Here is a 16,073-nt window from a genome sequence, read left to right on the forward strand (position 1 = left end):
CCCCTTCACGGATTTCTACTTATTCCATTTTACATTATTTATCATAAAAAAGCTTATTTCTTTTTGTTTAAAATTCAATTACAAAAGCAGATAATTCAGTCACATTTCATTTTATTTTAAAGTACCTTTTTTAGTTTAAATTTAATTAAATTTATGGGGTTTACATATAAAATATGATACACTATAAAAAAATAGGAGTGTGACGAATGAGTAAAAAGAAACGGGCGTCAGCTGCGCCAAAAAAACAAAAGAAGAAAAAGAAAAAAAGCAACTGGCTAATCAATATTTTATTGGTTTTACTTTTACTTGTCGGTTTAGCTTTGATTTTCAATACACAAATTAGAAACTTTCTTATCCAGCAAAACGGCAAATCTTATAACCTGGATGGAGTTACTCAGGAAGATGTTGCAAAGAACCTGAAGGCCGATACTACTTTTGATTTTGACTCTGTTGAGTCAATCAGCACAGAAGCTGTTATCAAAGCACAGTTTGAAAACAAAGATTTACCAGTGGTCGGCGGTATTGCTGTTCCAAGCGTGGAAATCAATCTGCCAATTTTCAAGGGGCTTTCCAATGTCGCTCTGCTCACAGGTGCCGGAACGATGAAGGAAGATCAGGAGATGGGCAAAAGAAACTACGCACTAGCCAGTCATAGAACACTGGACGGGGTTTCGCTATTTTCTCCTTTAGAATATGTAGAAATTGGCGCAACCATCTATCTAACTGATTTAACTAATGTGTTTACCTATAAGATTTTTTATAAAGAAAAGATTGATCCTTCCCGAGTTGAGCTAATCGACGATATTGAAGGGAAAAATATTTTAACACTGATTACCTGCGGCGACATTCAGGCAATCACACGGATTGCTGTTCAAGCGGAGTTGGAAGCTACTACACCAATAGCAGACGCTACGGATGATATGTTGACTGCTTTCCAAATGGAACAGCGCCTATACAAATAAACAAGAAGGGAGACAGACTGATTGACTAAACAAATCAGCTATCTCCCTTTTTTTATTTAAATGGACGATACTCTTCGTATCCAATAATCAATGGCTGTTTCTCTGATAGCCATGCTTAAGCCGCTGGTAGCTGTAGCGAAAGGCTGACAGCAAAAGAACAAGCGGGTAGACCGCTGCACAGGCAAATAACCATTCCAGCGAGAAAATACCCATCATGGGCAGATGATAAGTCACAGCATACACTAAAGGCAATCCAACTGCCAATAACAGATAAAAGAGCGACAGTTCAAAAACGATTGATTTAAATGACCGCATGTTTTCATCCTCCATTCGTAAATTCTCCAGCTCTGATAATGCATTCATAAGCTTACTCCTTTATTGTAAAAGGTTGCTCATAAAATTACATCCTCCTTAGGACTGAGATTATCACGTAAAAAAGTATGAGTTTTTTTATTTTCCCGCTTCTTTTTTCAAGTGTTCCAGCCAGGCTGTGGTTCCTTCATTCACCATTCGATATGTCGTCTCAAAATCTCCAGTATAGTAAGGATCAGGAACTTCTGTCTCTTCTTGGTGCTCAACGACAGACATAAATAGATGGATATTTTCTTCCCTGCCTGCTGGTGCTGTTCTCTTCAAATCAGTCAAGTTGCTATAATCCATCCCGATAATATAATCATAAACCACAAAGTCCTGTTGGTTAATCTGTGTCGACCGCAGCCCATCAACAGAGATGCCATGCGCCTCCAATATCTGCCGCGTTCCTCGATGCGGCGGATTTCCTGCTTCCCATCCACTGGTTGCGGCAGAGGACACTTGAATCTTTTCCTCCAAACCAGCTTTCTTAACTTTCTCCCTCATTACCGCTTCAGCCATTGGTGAACGGCAAATATTGCCTAAACAGACAAATAATACACGTATCATCTTCATTCCTCCCAAGCTCTCTTTCCTTCAGCATAACAAACTTCAAGTCCCTTTGTAAAATACTTCAAAAAGCCTTTCGACTACCTAAACTGTGGAAAAATTTTGGCCTCACTGTAACCCTTAGAGTTTCCTCTGAAAATAAAAGAGAATTCACAGAAATCTAAAGAACAATTTCTGTGAACTCACTCTTACTATTGGAACTTATCATTTTATCCCTACGGCTATTCAGCACTCGGAAAAGCTGTACAAAAAGTTTTTATAGTGTTTAGATACCTATTCCTTGTTTTCTGCAAACCATTGACTAAACTGTGGCAGATATTCCTGATTCGCCCACAGCATATCCTGCAGTACCGCACCAGCTTTATCACTATCATTGACTAACGGGTTAATGGTTAAAGCTTTGAGTGCCGCCAGATAATCGCCAGTAACTCCTGCTTCAATGACTAATTCTTCATAAGCTTTCATTAACGAAATTTGTCCTCTAACGCTAGTTTCCAGCTCTCCTACAGTCACCGGCAACGCCCCGCGATGTGTCACTACACAATTACATTCAATAGCAGCATTCTCAGGAAGGCTGGAGATTGTCCCATTATTACGAACATTGACATAATGAATTTTTCCGTCGCCATTGTAGATGGAATCAATTAAATTGACAGCTGCTTCACTATAATGTGCGCCGCCGCGTTCCTCCAGTTGTTTTGGTTTTACAGCTAGTTCCTGATCCTTATATAGCTCAAACAACTCTTTCTCTGTCTGAGTCACTACTTCCCCCCTAGTACCTTCTTCTTTCGCTGCACGCTTACAGTCCTCCAGCATTTTTTCCCGAGTATAATAATATTTCAGATAGCCAGCTGGAATCATGCCGATGGAGTCAAGAACGTCAGCCGGAAAAGAGAAATTCGGAATATTCTTCGCAGAAATTTCTGTTCCATCTTTGATTTTTTCAATAACATCCAATGTTACATCTTCGCCATTTACATAGATGTTTTTCCCAAACACGAAATGATTTAATCCAGAAAATTCTACAGAAACATTCTCCGGTGTCGTCTCATACAGCTTGGCTATCTTATTTACAATCCCAATTGGAATATTGCATAGGCCGACTACCTTAATAGAAGAATGTCTAAGTACCGTTTCAGTGATGATGCCTGAAGGATTAGTAAAATTAATCAGCCAAGCATTCGGACACAATTCTTCCATATCACGACAAATATCCAAAATTACCGGAATGGTGCGGAGTGCCTTCATCGCTCCGCCAGCACCGTTTGTTTCTTGCCCAATTAAATCATACTTCAAAGGAATTTTTTCATCTCGAATTCTTGCCGGCAACAGTCCTACACGAAACTGTGTGGTAACAAAATCAGCATCTTTTAATGCCTCTTTACGATCCAGCGTCAAGTGAATGGTGATATCTGCCTGTGCTTTCTCAACCATCCGTTTTGCTAATCCACCGACAATTTCTAATTTTTCTTTTCCTGCTTCAATATCAACTAAATAGATTTCTTTGATTGGTAGTAAACCATCCAGCTTCTTTTGAATAAAGCCTTCAATAATTTCCGGCGTGTAGCTGGAACCGCCGCCGATAGTAACGATTTTTAATGCATCTTTTGACATGTGCTGTCTCTCCTTTAGTTAAAGTTGTCTGTTTAGATTGTTTCAGTCTGTATTCCTTTAGCTTTCAGCATTTCCTGTTCATCTTCTTTTTCTACTTGAACAGCCTGTTTATCTAAAACCTTGAAAAATGGATAGTAAATCAGCAAATCAACAAGCAGGAGTCCGATAACAAACAGCCCCGCCCGAATATCCATCGTTCCTAACGCAGCCCCTATCGGCGCTGGTGTTGTCCATGGTGTCTCCACCACACCTTTACCAATCCAGCCGAAATACATGAAAGCATAGCCAAAGATAGCGTTAATTACTGGAACAAAAATGAATGGCAGCATCATAATTGGATTAAGAACGAGCGGCGTACCGAAAATCAGCGGCTCATTAATGTTAAACAGTGAGGGAATAATAGATATTTTCCCAAGCTGCCGCATTTGTCCTGAACGAGCTCGAAGCATCAGTATCGCCAATGCCAGTGTAGAGCCTCCACCGCCAATCGCGATGATATACGACCAGAAAGGCTGAGTAAAGAAGTGAGGAATAGCCTCTCCTTGAGAAAAAGCTGTCGCATTCGCTACAATATAAGCACTCATGAAGGGTAAGCGAACAAACTGGGTGATACTGGCTCCGTGTAAACCAAAGAACCAGAATAACTGCGCCAGGAAGGTAATCAGGCAGATGCCTACTAGCGAATCCAAACCGGTCATTGCCGGTGCTAAAAGCTTCATGATCATCGCAGGAATCAATTCTCCATTTGTAATATTTTGAATCAGCAAGCTAACACCGTAAAAAAGCCCCGTACATAAGAACAATGGCAGAATGGCATCAAAAGAAGCAGCAATAGCAGGTGGAACGCCGTCCGGCATTTTAAATCGAATATTTTTCTCCGCTAACAAACGCATAATTTCCACACAGCTGATACTTACAATAATTGCAGTGAATATTCCTTTTGCATCTAAATACTGCATTGGCAAACTAAGCAGCCCTAGCTGACTAAACTCTTCTACTGCCATATTCTCCGTCAGCTTGTCTAAAGGAACTCCGGAAAATGCCGGCGAGCTAACCAGTAAAAACGTAACTGTTGATACAATCGATGCATCTAGTGCAGGCATGCCATATTCCTCAGCCAGATTATGAGCAATTGAAAAAGCGATAAATAATCCCATCAGTCCCATACTCATCATAAAAGGCAGTTTTAGTGTATAAGCATTAGCCTGAGCCCAGTCATACCATACGGACAGAAAATTCGTCAGTACATTCCTCTGAGACATCTGTTCCGGGTTAAACGGAGGTGTAGCAATGATCAGGCTGACACCGCCTAAGATAGATAATGGGATGGAAGAAACCATTCCATTTCTAAGCGCTGACAAGTGGCGTTGTGCTGCCAGCTTGTTGGCAATCGGCAGTAAGCTTTTTTCAGCGACCTGGTTAAATTTGTCCATGATACTCATTTCATCATCTCCTTTTTTCTTGTTAGGCATAGTATAGCGGTTACATTCTAGCTATTACTTAAATTTCCATGATTTGGAAATGATTTCCAATTAATGGAAAAACAGAGGGCTGCGAGAAATTAACGAGTACATTAAAGATACTATTATTAGAAAGGAGCCGAAAAATGAAGCTACTAATAAATGCTGATGATTTTGGCCTAAGTAGAGGACAGAATTACGGAATCATCGACTGTTTTAAAAAAGGAGTTGTTGCTTCGACTACTCTTTTAAGTACCACACAGGCATTTGAACATGCCTGTCAGCTGGCAAAGCAGCATCGCACCCTAGACATCGGCGTGCACCTATCCTTGGATTTAGGACAGCCAGTTTTAGATTCTCATATGATTCCCAGTCTAGTCAGTCAACCACAAACATTCAAACGCTACAATTTGGAAGCAAATGAACTTGATGTGTCTGAGGAGGAGGTTTATAAAGAGTGGCGTGCCCAAATTGAAAAAGTGTATGCTCACGGCTTAACACCCAGTCACATCGACTCTCATCACCATATTCATATGATGACAAATATTTTTCCTGTTTATACTCAGTTAGCCAAGGAATTCCAGCTGGCTGTTCGTTTTCATCCAAGAAAATGGTCTGACGAGCAGATTCAAGCCTATCAGCCGTTGCTTGACGGGCTGCCCCATGCGGATTATTTTTTAAATTCTTTCTATTTAACTTCGATTACACCTGAGTTTTTTGCAAACTTACAGCTTGAAGAAAATCAAATCTATGAAATGATGTGTCACCCCGCATATGTCGATCAATGGATTTTTGAAAACAGCAGCTACAATATCCAGCGTTCTTTAGAAGCAGAGACGCTGCAGTCAGAGCGGACAAAAGCATACATTAAGGAGAAGCAAATTGAACTAATCAATTTTGAACAATTATGTAATTTAAAAGGATAAAATACACAATCCCAGAAAAAATTCACTTTACTGGTAGTTAAACAAGCAAAAAAGATAGAACACTATGTGCCTTACCGCGCATAATGTTCTATCCTTTTTATCTATTCATTTTTTCTGGCAAAAACCTCCAGCGCCAAAATTCCCGTTATCACTTCAAAGGCATAAGGATACGCTGTGAACCCTTCTTTTTCTTCATAATAAATAAACTGATCAATGTATTTATTGCTTCGAATATTTTCACTAGCTGTTATCATCACAAGCTTCGGTTTGCTATTTCGGCTCAGCTGCAGATCATGTACTAAAAAGCGTTTAAGATGGCTGCCGCCACGAGAAAACAAGAGAATTAACGTGTCTTCTCCAGCATTTTCAATATATTCCAGCTGTTCCTGAAAACGAGTTCGAGTATCCATAACAATACCGCTTGTTAATAAATCCGTCTGCAGATTTAATACCACACTTTGAGAATGAAGGGAGCCGAATGCCGCTACTTTAGGATAGGTTAGAATATCCTTTGCCAGCTGCTGCAGCTCTTCGTTTCTAACACTCTTCTTCAAAAGCAGGAGGTTCTCTATAATGCTGTCTATATAAGTATCCTTTAAGGCTGTCGTTAAGCGACCTTCATAAGCAAACTTTTTTTCTCCAATATCTGTCCATTGAAAAAACTGCTGCTTCAGTTCATTGAAATCTCGAAACCCTATTTTCCGGCAAAAACGGGAAATACTGGAATTTGATACAAAGCATGCCTGAGCCAGTTGAGAAATATTGTATGTTTGAATACTCCTTAAATTGCTCAAAATAAACCGGGAAATCCGATAATCATTTGTTCCAACTGGTTCACTGTTCAATGTTGCCAGCAATATAATAATCATATTAAACATCTGTCTGCACCTTCTTCAATATGTATTAACAGAAAGGTCGATGCTTTACTTCCAATAAAACCGTCAATCCTCACTATCCCCTTGTACTCTCTTGTCTTCACCTTACCGTGCTTCTATCGGCACTGTCAAGAGTTAATTCGCTTCAACTGTCCAATGGTTCTAATTACTAAATCCAAGCTAGATAAAAGCTGTAAAAAGTGGTATTGGATACTTTTTTAGATTTCGGAAGAGTATGCCTTATATCTATAGTAGTCTTTATAATTCGGCTACATAAAATCGTCAGAATCTTGCTGATACAACCGATAAGAGAAGAATTCAATATCCTTTGCTAAACGAAAGAGCTGAGTTGCAATTGTTAATGGTGTTTCCTGATAACCTTCCATAATCCAAGTAAATAGGACACCGCTGCAGCCATAGGATAGAAAACGGGCATAAAACCGCTTATCCTCATCCAGCAGTTCATGCTCAGCATCCATCTGTTCAAATAGATTAAGAAACAGCTTTTTTGTAACCTCCGCAAAATCAGTCCGAATAATATCCGGATAAGCGTTCGCTGTATTGTAGTAAAAATCTCTTTTTTCCTGAATAGCTTTCAGCATCTTTAACGCCTGTTCTTCCCAATTATCGATATTAACATCCCTTGTATCTAGATAGAGAAATGCATTCTCCTGATAAATCCAGCGTAGCAGAGCATATTTATCAGAAAAGTGGTAATAAAATGTCTGCCTATTCAACCCAGCTGCATGGGTAATATCTTGAACGCTTATTTTATTGAATGCCTCTGAGCCGCATAAGTCTATCAGCGCTTGAGCAATTACTTTTTTGGTTTTCTGCGATTCACTCATAGCTTTCCTCCCTACTTTCTCTCATTGTACTTTCGTCATTTGTGCATCTATTGTATCAAATATTTTTGAAATGACAAACTGCCTTTCAGCTAACCAGCAGTCCGCCGTTAAGCCTCTTTACTAAAAATGCACAGAAAAAAAGACACCTTAGCTGTCAGTGTCTTTCTTTCCCTATTATTTAACCAGACCCAATTAAGAACAATTTGCATATTGCCCTAACCCTTTTCTTATCGATAAATAACTAACCCAATTATTTATCGATAAGAAAAGGGGCATCCAACTACAGTGATACCATCCCTCTCCTATGTATAAAAGAAAGAAATACATTGGATACCTACTTGATTTCCGATATTTCTACCTTACCAATCATATGATTATTCAAAGCCAGGATTTTTTTCTCCCACTGCTTTAAAAGAATAATCTTAAATAATTCGTCATCTAACATAACTTTTAATAATTTCTCATGCTCTTCTTCATTAGAGATGACAAGATTTTGAACAGTTACTTGCTTGGTTTCTATAGAATAACCTACTTTGCTCAAACTTATCCCCCTTAATCTCCAAACCAATAAGCGCATAAAGCAAATCTTAAATAGTATAGCATTCCTTATTTCCCCCTGTTTTATCTTGATTTATATCAATCACAAGGTTAGTATAAGCAATTCAAAAAAAATCCAACAGGACATTAATGTCCTACTAAAAAAGATTAGGAAAAAATATCCTAATCTCGTATAAGAAGTATTTAATTCATTTTTAAATCGGTTTCCCATTCTTGGACAATTTTTTCGCTTAGTATTGTATCACCGAATAATCTGGCACATTGTGCCCCATCCATATATTTTTGGTATGCTTGCTCAGTATCTTTTTGAGAAAATAACCAGTATTTCCCTTCTATCATATCCATTATTGGTTTTTTCTGAAAATCTTGATTTGTCTGCATAATGACATTAGAAACTCTTACAATATCTATCAATTTATCATAATTTCCATATTTGATAAATACATTAACAGCTGTTAATAGTAATTTATTAAGTAGAAATAACTCAATATCAACAGAATAGTCTACTTGCTCAATAACTCTATCAACTAAATCTATAAAAATATCTTCTTTGTAATTTTTATAAAAGATACAATGAAAATATAAATCTATCGTTAGTAAGTCATTGATTGAATACTCTTTTTTATTCAAAATTTGTGAAAAATAATCATTCAATATTTCTTCACCAAAATCGGCATTTTCTGCTAAATGAACATCCATTGAAGCTTGTTGAACATCTATTGCTAATTGCTCTTCTTCTGGCAGATTATCATAATAATTTTCATAAATTTCATCAAAATATTTTTCTTTCTTGGCGATTCTTTCTTTTTCCTTATAAGTTGAAAGTTTATGTAAACTGTATTTTAACTGTAAATATCTCTTTGGGAGCTCAATATGTTTTTCATCTATCAAATGATGGATTGGGACAGCCAGGCGCTGAGAAATAAAGGTTAGCTTAGGTAATGTCGGTAATGACTGTCCGGCTTCGATTCTTGTCAGCTGCCGCACGGTCAATTCTACTTCATCATCGCAAAAAGCTTCCCTGGTCAAACCATTTTTTTCTCTGAGCAGTCGAATTTTCTTTCCTAACTCAATTTTTATATCCATGACTTTCTCCCCCCAGTCACTTATATTGTATAGTTAGTCACAAGCAACAAGCAACTGAATACCTGCATTTCGCTATATTTGTTAGCGTTTTCCTATGCAAAACTTACGGAATCATCATCGGATTATTCCTCTATACTTACAGCATTTTAAGAAATTCAAGCAACTTATTATATCATAAATATAATTACATTATATTGTTTGCTTTTTATATCATTTTTCTATTCTTGGGAAAAATATGGATAATCAAAATGTTCATATGCTAATGGCGTAGCGATTCTACCGCGCGGGGTACGCTTAATAAACCCTTTTTGGATTAGATAGGGTTCATACATATCTTCAACGGTTTCTGTCTCCTCCCCGATATTCACAGAAAGGGTGCTTAGCCCTACAGGACCGCCGCCGTACAGTTCAATTAATGTCCGCAGCAGCTTCTGATCTACATAGTCCAGCCCCTGATGGTCCACTTGAAGCAGAGTCAACGCCTGATCTGCAATATTTTTGTTAATCACACCATCTGATTGAACCTGAGCAAAGTCCCTGACTCTTTTAAGCAGACGGTTGGCAATCCGCGGTGTTCCCCGTGAACGCCGTGCAATTTCAAACGCGCCTTCTGTGACAATTTCAGTTTGAAAAATATCCGAAGAACGAAGAACAATTTCCTGTAAATCATCATCTGCATAATATTCCATATGCGAGACAATTCCAAATCGGTCTCTCAGCGGTGCAGAGAGCTGTCCAGCTCGAGTTGTTGCACCAATTAGCGTAAATGGCGGCAGCGGAAAATGAACTGGATGAGCCGTTGTTCCCTGACCAACCATGATATCTACAAAAAAATCTTCCATCGCTGAATACAGCATTTCCTCTACTACTCGCGGCAGACGATGAATTTCATCAATAAATAAAACATCGCCAGGCTCTAGTTCATTCAAAATAGCAACCAAATCACCGGGACGCTCAATGGCCGGACCACTAGTGGTTCGGATATTTACAGCCATCTCATTGGCAATAACCATCGCCATTGTCGTTTTCCCTAATCCTGGCGGACCATATAATAGTGTATGGTCCAAAGATTCCTGCCGTTTTCTGGCAGCTTCTATATAAATACTTAATTCCTGCTTTACTTTATGCTGCCCAATATACTGCTTTAAAAATTTAGGACGCAGAGAGATTTCCAACGATTCTTCTCCATCATTGCTTTCTCCTGAAAGAATCCGCTCTTCACTCACTATTCTGCTCCTCCTTTATCGTTTCATCATTAGTTTCAGTGCACTTCTTAGATAAACATCTGTTTGAGAAGCTTCAAGAGCTTCCAACTGAGGTGTGACCTTTTTGATTTCCTTTTCACTATAGCCAAGTGCACTAAGCGCCTCTAGAGCTTCTGTCAGCTCCTTGGTGCCGGTTTTCACTGTAGACTTAGCCATTGCTTCCGCAGCAGCTTCAGAGCGTTCCAACTCTCCCAGCTTGCCCTTCAAATCAAGAACCATCTGCTGCGCAGTTTTCTTGCCCACGCCGGGGAATTTCGTCAGATATGCCGCATCTTCTGCTTCAATAGCATGGATTAACCCGCCGTGATCTTCCGATGCCATGATAGCCAGCGCACTTTTAGGTCCAATTCCTGAAACACTAATCAGTTTTAAAAACAGCTGCTTTTCTTCTAAATCTGCAAAACCGTACAAGCTATGAGCATCTTCCCGAATAACCTGATGTAGATAAACCTTTGTCTCTGTTTTCCCTGAATACCTGTAGGGATTACCCACAGACACCTGATAACCGATTCCATTTGTCTCTAAAACGATGTAATACGGACTGATATATGTAATGTTGCCGATGATATATTCGTACATGTTTTCACCTTTTCTAAGTAGTTTGTGCCGTCTTTAGTTTATCACAAAGCAGCAAAAATCTATAGTCATCCTATTTAAAAAGGGGAAAATACGTTTGCTTTTCGAGCCGTTCCGAGCACTGCTTCCAGCTTTGCTGAACGGTTCTTCTACAACAATATAAACTCTAAAAAAAAACAGAGACCGGAATAACTACTCCCGGCCTCTGCTTCAGTCAGCTTTTATTTATTCTTCAATGTATGTCCACTTGAAGTCGTATTGTGCACCTGCCGCATGAGCAACAACGCCTTTTACTTTGGCCTTTCTCATATGCGCTTCTGATTTTTGATAGATTGGAATCACACCCATATCATCCATCAGTAGTTTTTCAGCTTTCAGCATATCTTCCCAACGTGCTTCAGGATCTGCTGCATGTGTAACATTCGAAGACTCAATCAGCTTGTCATACTCTTTATTTGAGTAACGACCTCTGTTGTAAGCATTGCCTGTAACAAACAAGTCTAGGAAGCTGCTTGGATCCGCATAGTCTGCGCCCCAGCCGCCCATGATTGCTTCGAAATTCCCGCTGTTCCCTCTATCCAAACGAACAGAGAAAGGTACAGGCGTTACGGTTACTTTTATACCGTCCAGCGTATCATTCAGCACACCTTGGATATATTCTGTCAGCTTTTTCGTTGAATCGGTATCGTCATGGACAATATCCATTTCAAAGGTTTCAATCCCTAATTCTTTTTTCGCTTTTTCCCAATATTCTTTTGCTTTTTCTTCATTATGGGTCAATACATTTTCGTTTTCTTCTGCAAAATCTTTATTATCAGTTGGTGAGAATGACAGCTCCCCTGGAACTAACCCTTGTGATACGACTGAACCATCGCCTAGAATCTGATTAACTAGCGCTTCACGGTCAATAGCATAAGAAATTGCTTTACGCAGGTTTTCATTGTGGTACGGAGAATCTGCTTCACGCTGATTTAATTCCATATAAACTGTACGTCCATCTTTTTGACTGATAAATTCTGGGTCACTTGCCATTTGCTGTGCAAGCTCGCCATTTAGGATTACATCGTCCGCTTGACCATCCTGGAACAAGTTCAATGAAGTCGGTGCTTCTTTTACCACATCCACGTTGATTTTTTCAAGCTTAACTGTATCTTTATCCCAGTATTCTTCATTTTTCGTATAAGACCATTTAGTGTCTGTTCCCGGACCGTCAAAGTCAGTTAATGTAAATGGACCATTATAAACCGACATGTCACTTGATGTAGCATAGTCTTTACCATTTTTTTCAACAACTTTTTGATTTTGCGGGAAGAAGGACGGAAACGCCAGCAGGTAATCAAAGTAAGGCGTTGGTTTTTCTAAAGTAATTTCCAGTTCATAATCACTAACTGCTTTAACACCCAGCTCTTCAACATCTTTCTCGCCGGCATTGACTGCCGCACCATTTTTAACTAATTCAAACAGATACGCATACTCTGCTGCTGTCTTAGGATCTACTGTTCTTTGCCAGCCATAAACATAGTCAGCAGCTACAACAGGGTCGCCATTTGACCACTTTGCATCCTCATTCAGTTTGATTGTATACGTCAAATTATCATCACTGATTTCAGCCATTTCAGCCGCACCGGCTGGCTGCGGTTTACTATTTTCATCTAAACGATACAAGCCTTCATAAACATTATTCAATGCTGAAAAGCTGATTGTATCTGTTGCCAGTGATAAGTCAGCACTAGGCATTTCTTGTTGAACAACCTGATTAAATACCTGTTCTCCAGAAGCTGATCCAGAGCTTGAGCTGCCTCCGCTTGTATCTGTAGAATCAGAACTCCCCCCAGTGGTTCCGCATGCAGCCAATGTTACTGCTGATAAAAGAATGATACTCGTAAATTTCTTCATATTATGCTTTTTCATCCAATTCTCTCCAATACATCATATTATTCTTTTCATTTTTTAATTTTTAGAATATTCATATAATACTAAAAATTCTGAACGAGCGCAATCCTTTTCTACCGATTCTATTAAAAATACGCAATATCGACGATTTATTTTAGTCTAATAGGTAGATTTTTATAAAAAAGAAGTGAGGATAGGCAATGAACTACTCCTACACTCACCCATTAATTAAATTATTAAACCTTCTACTCTTATTCGGGTTTTTAACTTTCAATCTGCTTTATCACTAATCATCAAATATCAACGTTTGAATCACATGATCCGGCTCATCCTCATGACCGACCGCATATTTTTCTCTGATTTCTTCCAATAATTCCAAGATTTCAGTTTTATGCCTGGGATACAACTCTACATATGCTTTTACACCACGGCTGAGATAACGGTAAAAGGTTGCGTCGCTGACTATGACACCTAATCCTCCCCATTGAAACATTACACCTTTTTCAAAGTAATCTTCATCCCATGGATCAAAGCTTCGTGGAAAAAAAAATCCAATATTACCTCCACTTAAGCCACAACCTGCTATTATATTTTTTAAATTTTCTACAAGTTCTGAATCTGTGTAGTAATTTAGACTCATAATCATTGGGTATAATGAATCCTCGTATGCTCCATAGGTAGCTTCAAAAGCTTCCTTATCATTTATATTTTCTATAGACATTTTATAAGCCCCTTTGTTTTACTAAACTTTTAGTCTTTCCATTTCGATACTGGGTATAAGCTATCGATATCCCCAGTATCAGGGTTTTTCCATCCCTCAAACTTCAGTCCATTTTTAGCAATCCCTTTAAAGTATAAGTTTTTATTATCTTTTCTAACTTCAAACACTCCATTATTTATTGCTTCATTAGCCCAGTTATTAACAGTACCTTTTGATATCTTTGCTTCATCAATTAGTGTTTTTTTATACTGAGAAATATTAAACTGTCCTTCAATAGGAATACCTCGATGATCTTTTTGTTGAATTTGATAACGCATATCTCTAATTCCATCTATTGTTGGATGTGGAGTGCTTCCCACCTCTTTATAGCTAAGACCTTGATCTTTAAAGTATTGATTAAATGCTGCTTCAGTATGAGCACCTTTCACACCACCTCTTTTGGCAAATCCTTCTGCAACAGATAGATGATTTAACCAGTTACCAGGAATAACTGGGGCTGGTTTGGTATACCCGTAATTCCCCAGACTATTCGCTCGATTCAACGAATAGGTTATTCCATGCTTCGTTCCTGTCACCGTGGTCGGCAGTGGGTTTTCTACTGTCTTTGTGCCGCTTGCTGTAAGCAGTTTATAGGAACCATAGGCAAAGCCCAATGTGGACAAGGCTGCGGCTAATTCGCTTTCATTCAGCCATTGATAAAAATCATAGGCCGCCATTGAGGTTTTACCAATTCCGGAGATAAATGTGTTGTAGTCTTTCCCTGTAGTATAATCATACCCGTTTCTCAGGCCTTCATCAATCTTGGCTGCCCAGAAATCAAAGCTGATAAATGTCACCTTGCCATCTTCCAAGTAGTTCCCTGCCCTTTTCAGATAATCTGTCAGACGTTTGTTCACCACACCTCGGCCATCTTGTTCCAGCTTCCAGAAAACCTTAGGATTGCCGTTACCGTCTAAACATACCATGGCATATACCGTGTAGTCCTCCAACTCATTCACAAGGGCATCATCAATTCCTCTAAGGCGCTTGTCTCGTGCCAGCCATTTGTCTTGAATAACAGCTGTCCAACTCAGCTGATTCATACTAGGTAAATCAAAGACGCCTGTAGCGGCATTCCATGAACCATTGGCTTGGTCTGCTCCTTGAATTACCAACTGCTCCAGCTGACTGATTTCTGAAAATATCTCAGGGGATTCTCGATGGAAGTCCATTAGCTTTTCCAGCTTTTCTTCCAAAAGACTCTTTGCCACGTGATAGCGTTCCATCATCAGAGCGTTCCTCATTAATTGACTGCTTTTCAGTGTATCTGGAATCTCTAACCGCTCAATTCCATAACGTAGCGCCTGCGCTTCCTGAATCTGCTGTGCCAGCTGGTCGATTTTTTCCTGTAGTGCGGCTGATTTCAAATCCCCGCTGTCTACTTTTACCTGATAATCCACTGGAAACTGCTGACAGGCTGTACCAACGGCTTCCGACAGAAGTACACCCGCCTGAACCAGCGGCACCAGCACTGCCCCATACAGCATCTTTGCTGAATCATACGCCTCAGATCTCAGCTCCTGATCCTTCACAAACTCCTGCAATGCCTGAATTACCTGTGCATAGCTCTGCTGTTCCCGCTTACTAGCAGAAAAGGCGCTACTACCTTGACTTTGGGAAGCTCCGACAAACATGTCAATACTCATCGGCTACCTCCTCGTTTACAAGAAGTCGCTTGCGTGCATAAAACAGTGTATCGCCTTCTTCCCTAAGCTGACTGTTCTTTCTATTTAGCTCCTCTCGCTCTTCCTCAAAACTATCTGTCAGCTGTCGCTGATCTTTTTGGATATCATAATGGACCTCGTCAATTGTATTAAAGAAATCATTCTCGACAGATTCATCCTTGATTTCTTCCAACAAGCGATTGGTAGTAGCGAAGTGCGCCTCATGAGCGTCACTCAGCTGCTCCAGCTTTTTTTGGTATAACGTCAACTCCTCCTGCACTGTTGTTAACACCTTTTCCTGTTCAACCAACGCTGCCAGTTCTTGATTCATGACTGTCCTCCATTTCCTTGAGGGATTTGAGCAAGCCCTTCCCTCAAAGCACGGTCTGCCGCTTCAAATTCTACAGCAACGGTTTGAAGTGCAACCGATGCCTGACCCACTGCTCCAATGATTAGATTTGTTGCATTTCTTGCAGAGTGTAGCGCTTCTTGGGCCTTCGTATTTCCAGCCACTGTTGTTTGGGTATCTGAAATGACCGCCTGTACGCTCTCCAAACCATCCAGTGAGCGGGCAATATTCGTTGCCAATTGATTGGCTAATCTAGGGTTATTATGAACCTGTGTCATTTGTATTTCCTCCTTGATATCCCCTCTTTTTGACTAAA

At 39.5% G+C, this 16,073-nt stretch carries 17 protein-coding genes; 2 read left to right on the top strand and 15 right to left on the bottom strand.

The annotated features are described in order from the left end of the window. Positions 1-206 precede the first annotated feature (206 nt). Positions 207-962: a class A sortase gene (locus tag ACPWSO_RS15765; protein ID WP_426084542.1), complete on the top strand. Its 756-nt coding sequence runs from the start codon at positions 207-209 to the stop codon at positions 960-962. Positions 963-1,049: 87 nt separating this feature from the next. Here the strand turns inward: ACPWSO_RS15765 and ACPWSO_RS15770 are convergent, their stop codons facing one another. The 4 genes from ACPWSO_RS15770 to ACPWSO_RS15785 form a co-directional block, all read right to left on the bottom strand. After that, positions 1,050-1,325, bottom strand: coding sequence for a hypothetical protein (locus ACPWSO_RS15770; RefSeq protein WP_426084543.1), 276 nt, complete (start codon positions 1,323-1,325; stop codon positions 1,050-1,052). An 87-nt stretch (positions 1,326-1,412) separates the two neighbouring features. After that, positions 1,413-1,883: a low molecular weight protein-tyrosine-phosphatase gene (locus ACPWSO_RS15775; protein WP_426084544.1), complete on the bottom strand. Its 471-nt coding sequence runs from the start codon at positions 1,881-1,883 to the stop codon at positions 1,413-1,415. 273 nt (positions 1,884-2,156) lie between these two features. Further along, a complete protein-coding gene (locus tag ACPWSO_RS15780; RefSeq protein ID WP_426084545.1) occupies positions 2,157-3,497 on the bottom strand; it encodes a 6-phospho-beta-glucosidase in 1,341 nt (446 codons plus the stop codon). Between the two features lie 32 nt (positions 3,498-3,529). Then, positions 3,530-4,939: a PTS sugar transporter subunit IIC gene (locus ACPWSO_RS15785; protein ID WP_426084546.1), complete on the bottom strand. Its 1,410-nt coding sequence runs from the start codon at positions 4,937-4,939 to the stop codon at positions 3,530-3,532. A gap of 164 nt (positions 4,940-5,103) precedes the next feature. Here ACPWSO_RS15785 and chbG point away from each other — a divergent pair, with 164 nt between their 5' ends. Next, positions 5,104-5,883, top strand: coding sequence for a chitin disaccharide deacetylase (chbG, locus tag ACPWSO_RS15790; protein WP_426084547.1), 780 nt, complete (start codon positions 5,104-5,106; stop codon positions 5,881-5,883). 101 nt (positions 5,884-5,984) lie between these two features. Here the strand turns inward: chbG and ACPWSO_RS15795 are convergent, their stop codons facing one another. From ACPWSO_RS15795 to ACPWSO_RS15845, 11 genes are all read right to left on the bottom strand, one after another. Beyond that, positions 5,985-6,761 carry a MurR/RpiR family transcriptional regulator gene (locus ACPWSO_RS15795; RefSeq protein ID WP_426084548.1) on the bottom strand — a complete coding sequence of 259 codons (777 nt, stop codon included), beginning with the start codon at positions 6,759-6,761 and terminating at the stop codon, positions 5,985-5,987. 266 nt (positions 6,762-7,027) lie between these two features. Then, entirely contained in the window at positions 7,028-7,606 is a 579-nt protein-coding gene (locus ACPWSO_RS15800; protein WP_426084549.1) for a TetR/AcrR family transcriptional regulator, read from the bottom strand. Positions 7,607-7,940: 334 nt separating this feature from the next. Further along, positions 7,941-8,147, bottom strand: a complete 207-nt coding sequence (locus tag ACPWSO_RS15805) for a hypothetical protein (RefSeq protein WP_426084550.1) — start codon at positions 8,145-8,147, stop codon at positions 7,941-7,943. A 200-nt stretch (positions 8,148-8,347) separates the two neighbouring features. Beyond that, the gene (locus ACPWSO_RS15810) at positions 8,348-9,250 is read right to left on the bottom strand and encodes a helix-turn-helix domain-containing protein (protein ID WP_426084551.1); all 903 of its coding nucleotides are present in this window, start codon (positions 9,248-9,250) and stop codon (positions 8,348-8,350) included. 218 nt (positions 9,251-9,468) lie between these two features. After that, on the bottom strand, positions 9,469-10,479 hold the full coding sequence (ruvB, locus tag ACPWSO_RS15815; protein ID WP_426084588.1) for a Holliday junction branch migration DNA helicase RuvB: 1,011 nt from the start codon (positions 10,477-10,479) through the stop codon (positions 9,469-9,471). Between the two features lie 12 nt (positions 10,480-10,491). Continuing rightward, entirely contained in the window at positions 10,492-11,094 is a 603-nt protein-coding gene (ruvA, locus tag ACPWSO_RS15820) for a Holliday junction branch migration protein RuvA (RefSeq protein ID WP_426084552.1), read from the bottom strand. A 222-nt stretch (positions 11,095-11,316) separates the two neighbouring features. Then, the gene (locus ACPWSO_RS15825) at positions 11,317-13,002 is read right to left on the bottom strand and encodes a peptide ABC transporter substrate-binding protein (protein ID WP_426084553.1); all 1,686 of its coding nucleotides are present in this window, start codon (positions 13,000-13,002) and stop codon (positions 11,317-11,319) included. A gap of 268 nt (positions 13,003-13,270) precedes the next feature. Beyond that, complete coding sequence (gene cdiI / locus ACPWSO_RS15830; RefSeq protein WP_426084554.1) at positions 13,271-13,705, bottom strand: ribonuclease toxin immunity protein CdiI; 435 nt, start codon at positions 13,703-13,705, stop codon at positions 13,271-13,273. A gap of 29 nt (positions 13,706-13,734) precedes the next feature. Further along, a complete protein-coding gene (locus tag ACPWSO_RS15835; RefSeq protein WP_426084555.1) occupies positions 13,735-15,390 on the bottom strand; it encodes a CdiA family toxin C-terminal domain-containing protein in 1,656 nt (551 codons plus the stop codon). Beyond that, positions 15,380-15,739 carry a DUF3958 family protein gene (locus tag ACPWSO_RS15840; protein ID WP_426084556.1) on the bottom strand — a complete coding sequence of 120 codons (360 nt, stop codon included), beginning with the start codon at positions 15,737-15,739 and terminating at the stop codon, positions 15,380-15,382. The genes ACPWSO_RS15835 and ACPWSO_RS15840 overlap by 11 nt, the downstream gene beginning before the upstream one ends. Continuing rightward, the gene (locus tag ACPWSO_RS15845; RefSeq protein WP_426084557.1) at positions 15,736-16,035 is read right to left on the bottom strand and encodes a TIGR04197 family type VII secretion effector; all 300 of its coding nucleotides are present in this window, start codon (positions 16,033-16,035) and stop codon (positions 15,736-15,738) included. The genes ACPWSO_RS15840 and ACPWSO_RS15845 overlap by 4 nt, the downstream gene beginning before the upstream one ends. Positions 16,036-16,073: the final 38 nt, after the last annotated feature.

The sequence above is a fragment of the Enterococcus sp. LJL51 genome (assembly GCF_049894025.1).
Classification (GTDB): domain Bacteria; phylum Bacillota; class Bacilli; order Lactobacillales; family Enterococcaceae; genus Enterococcus_L.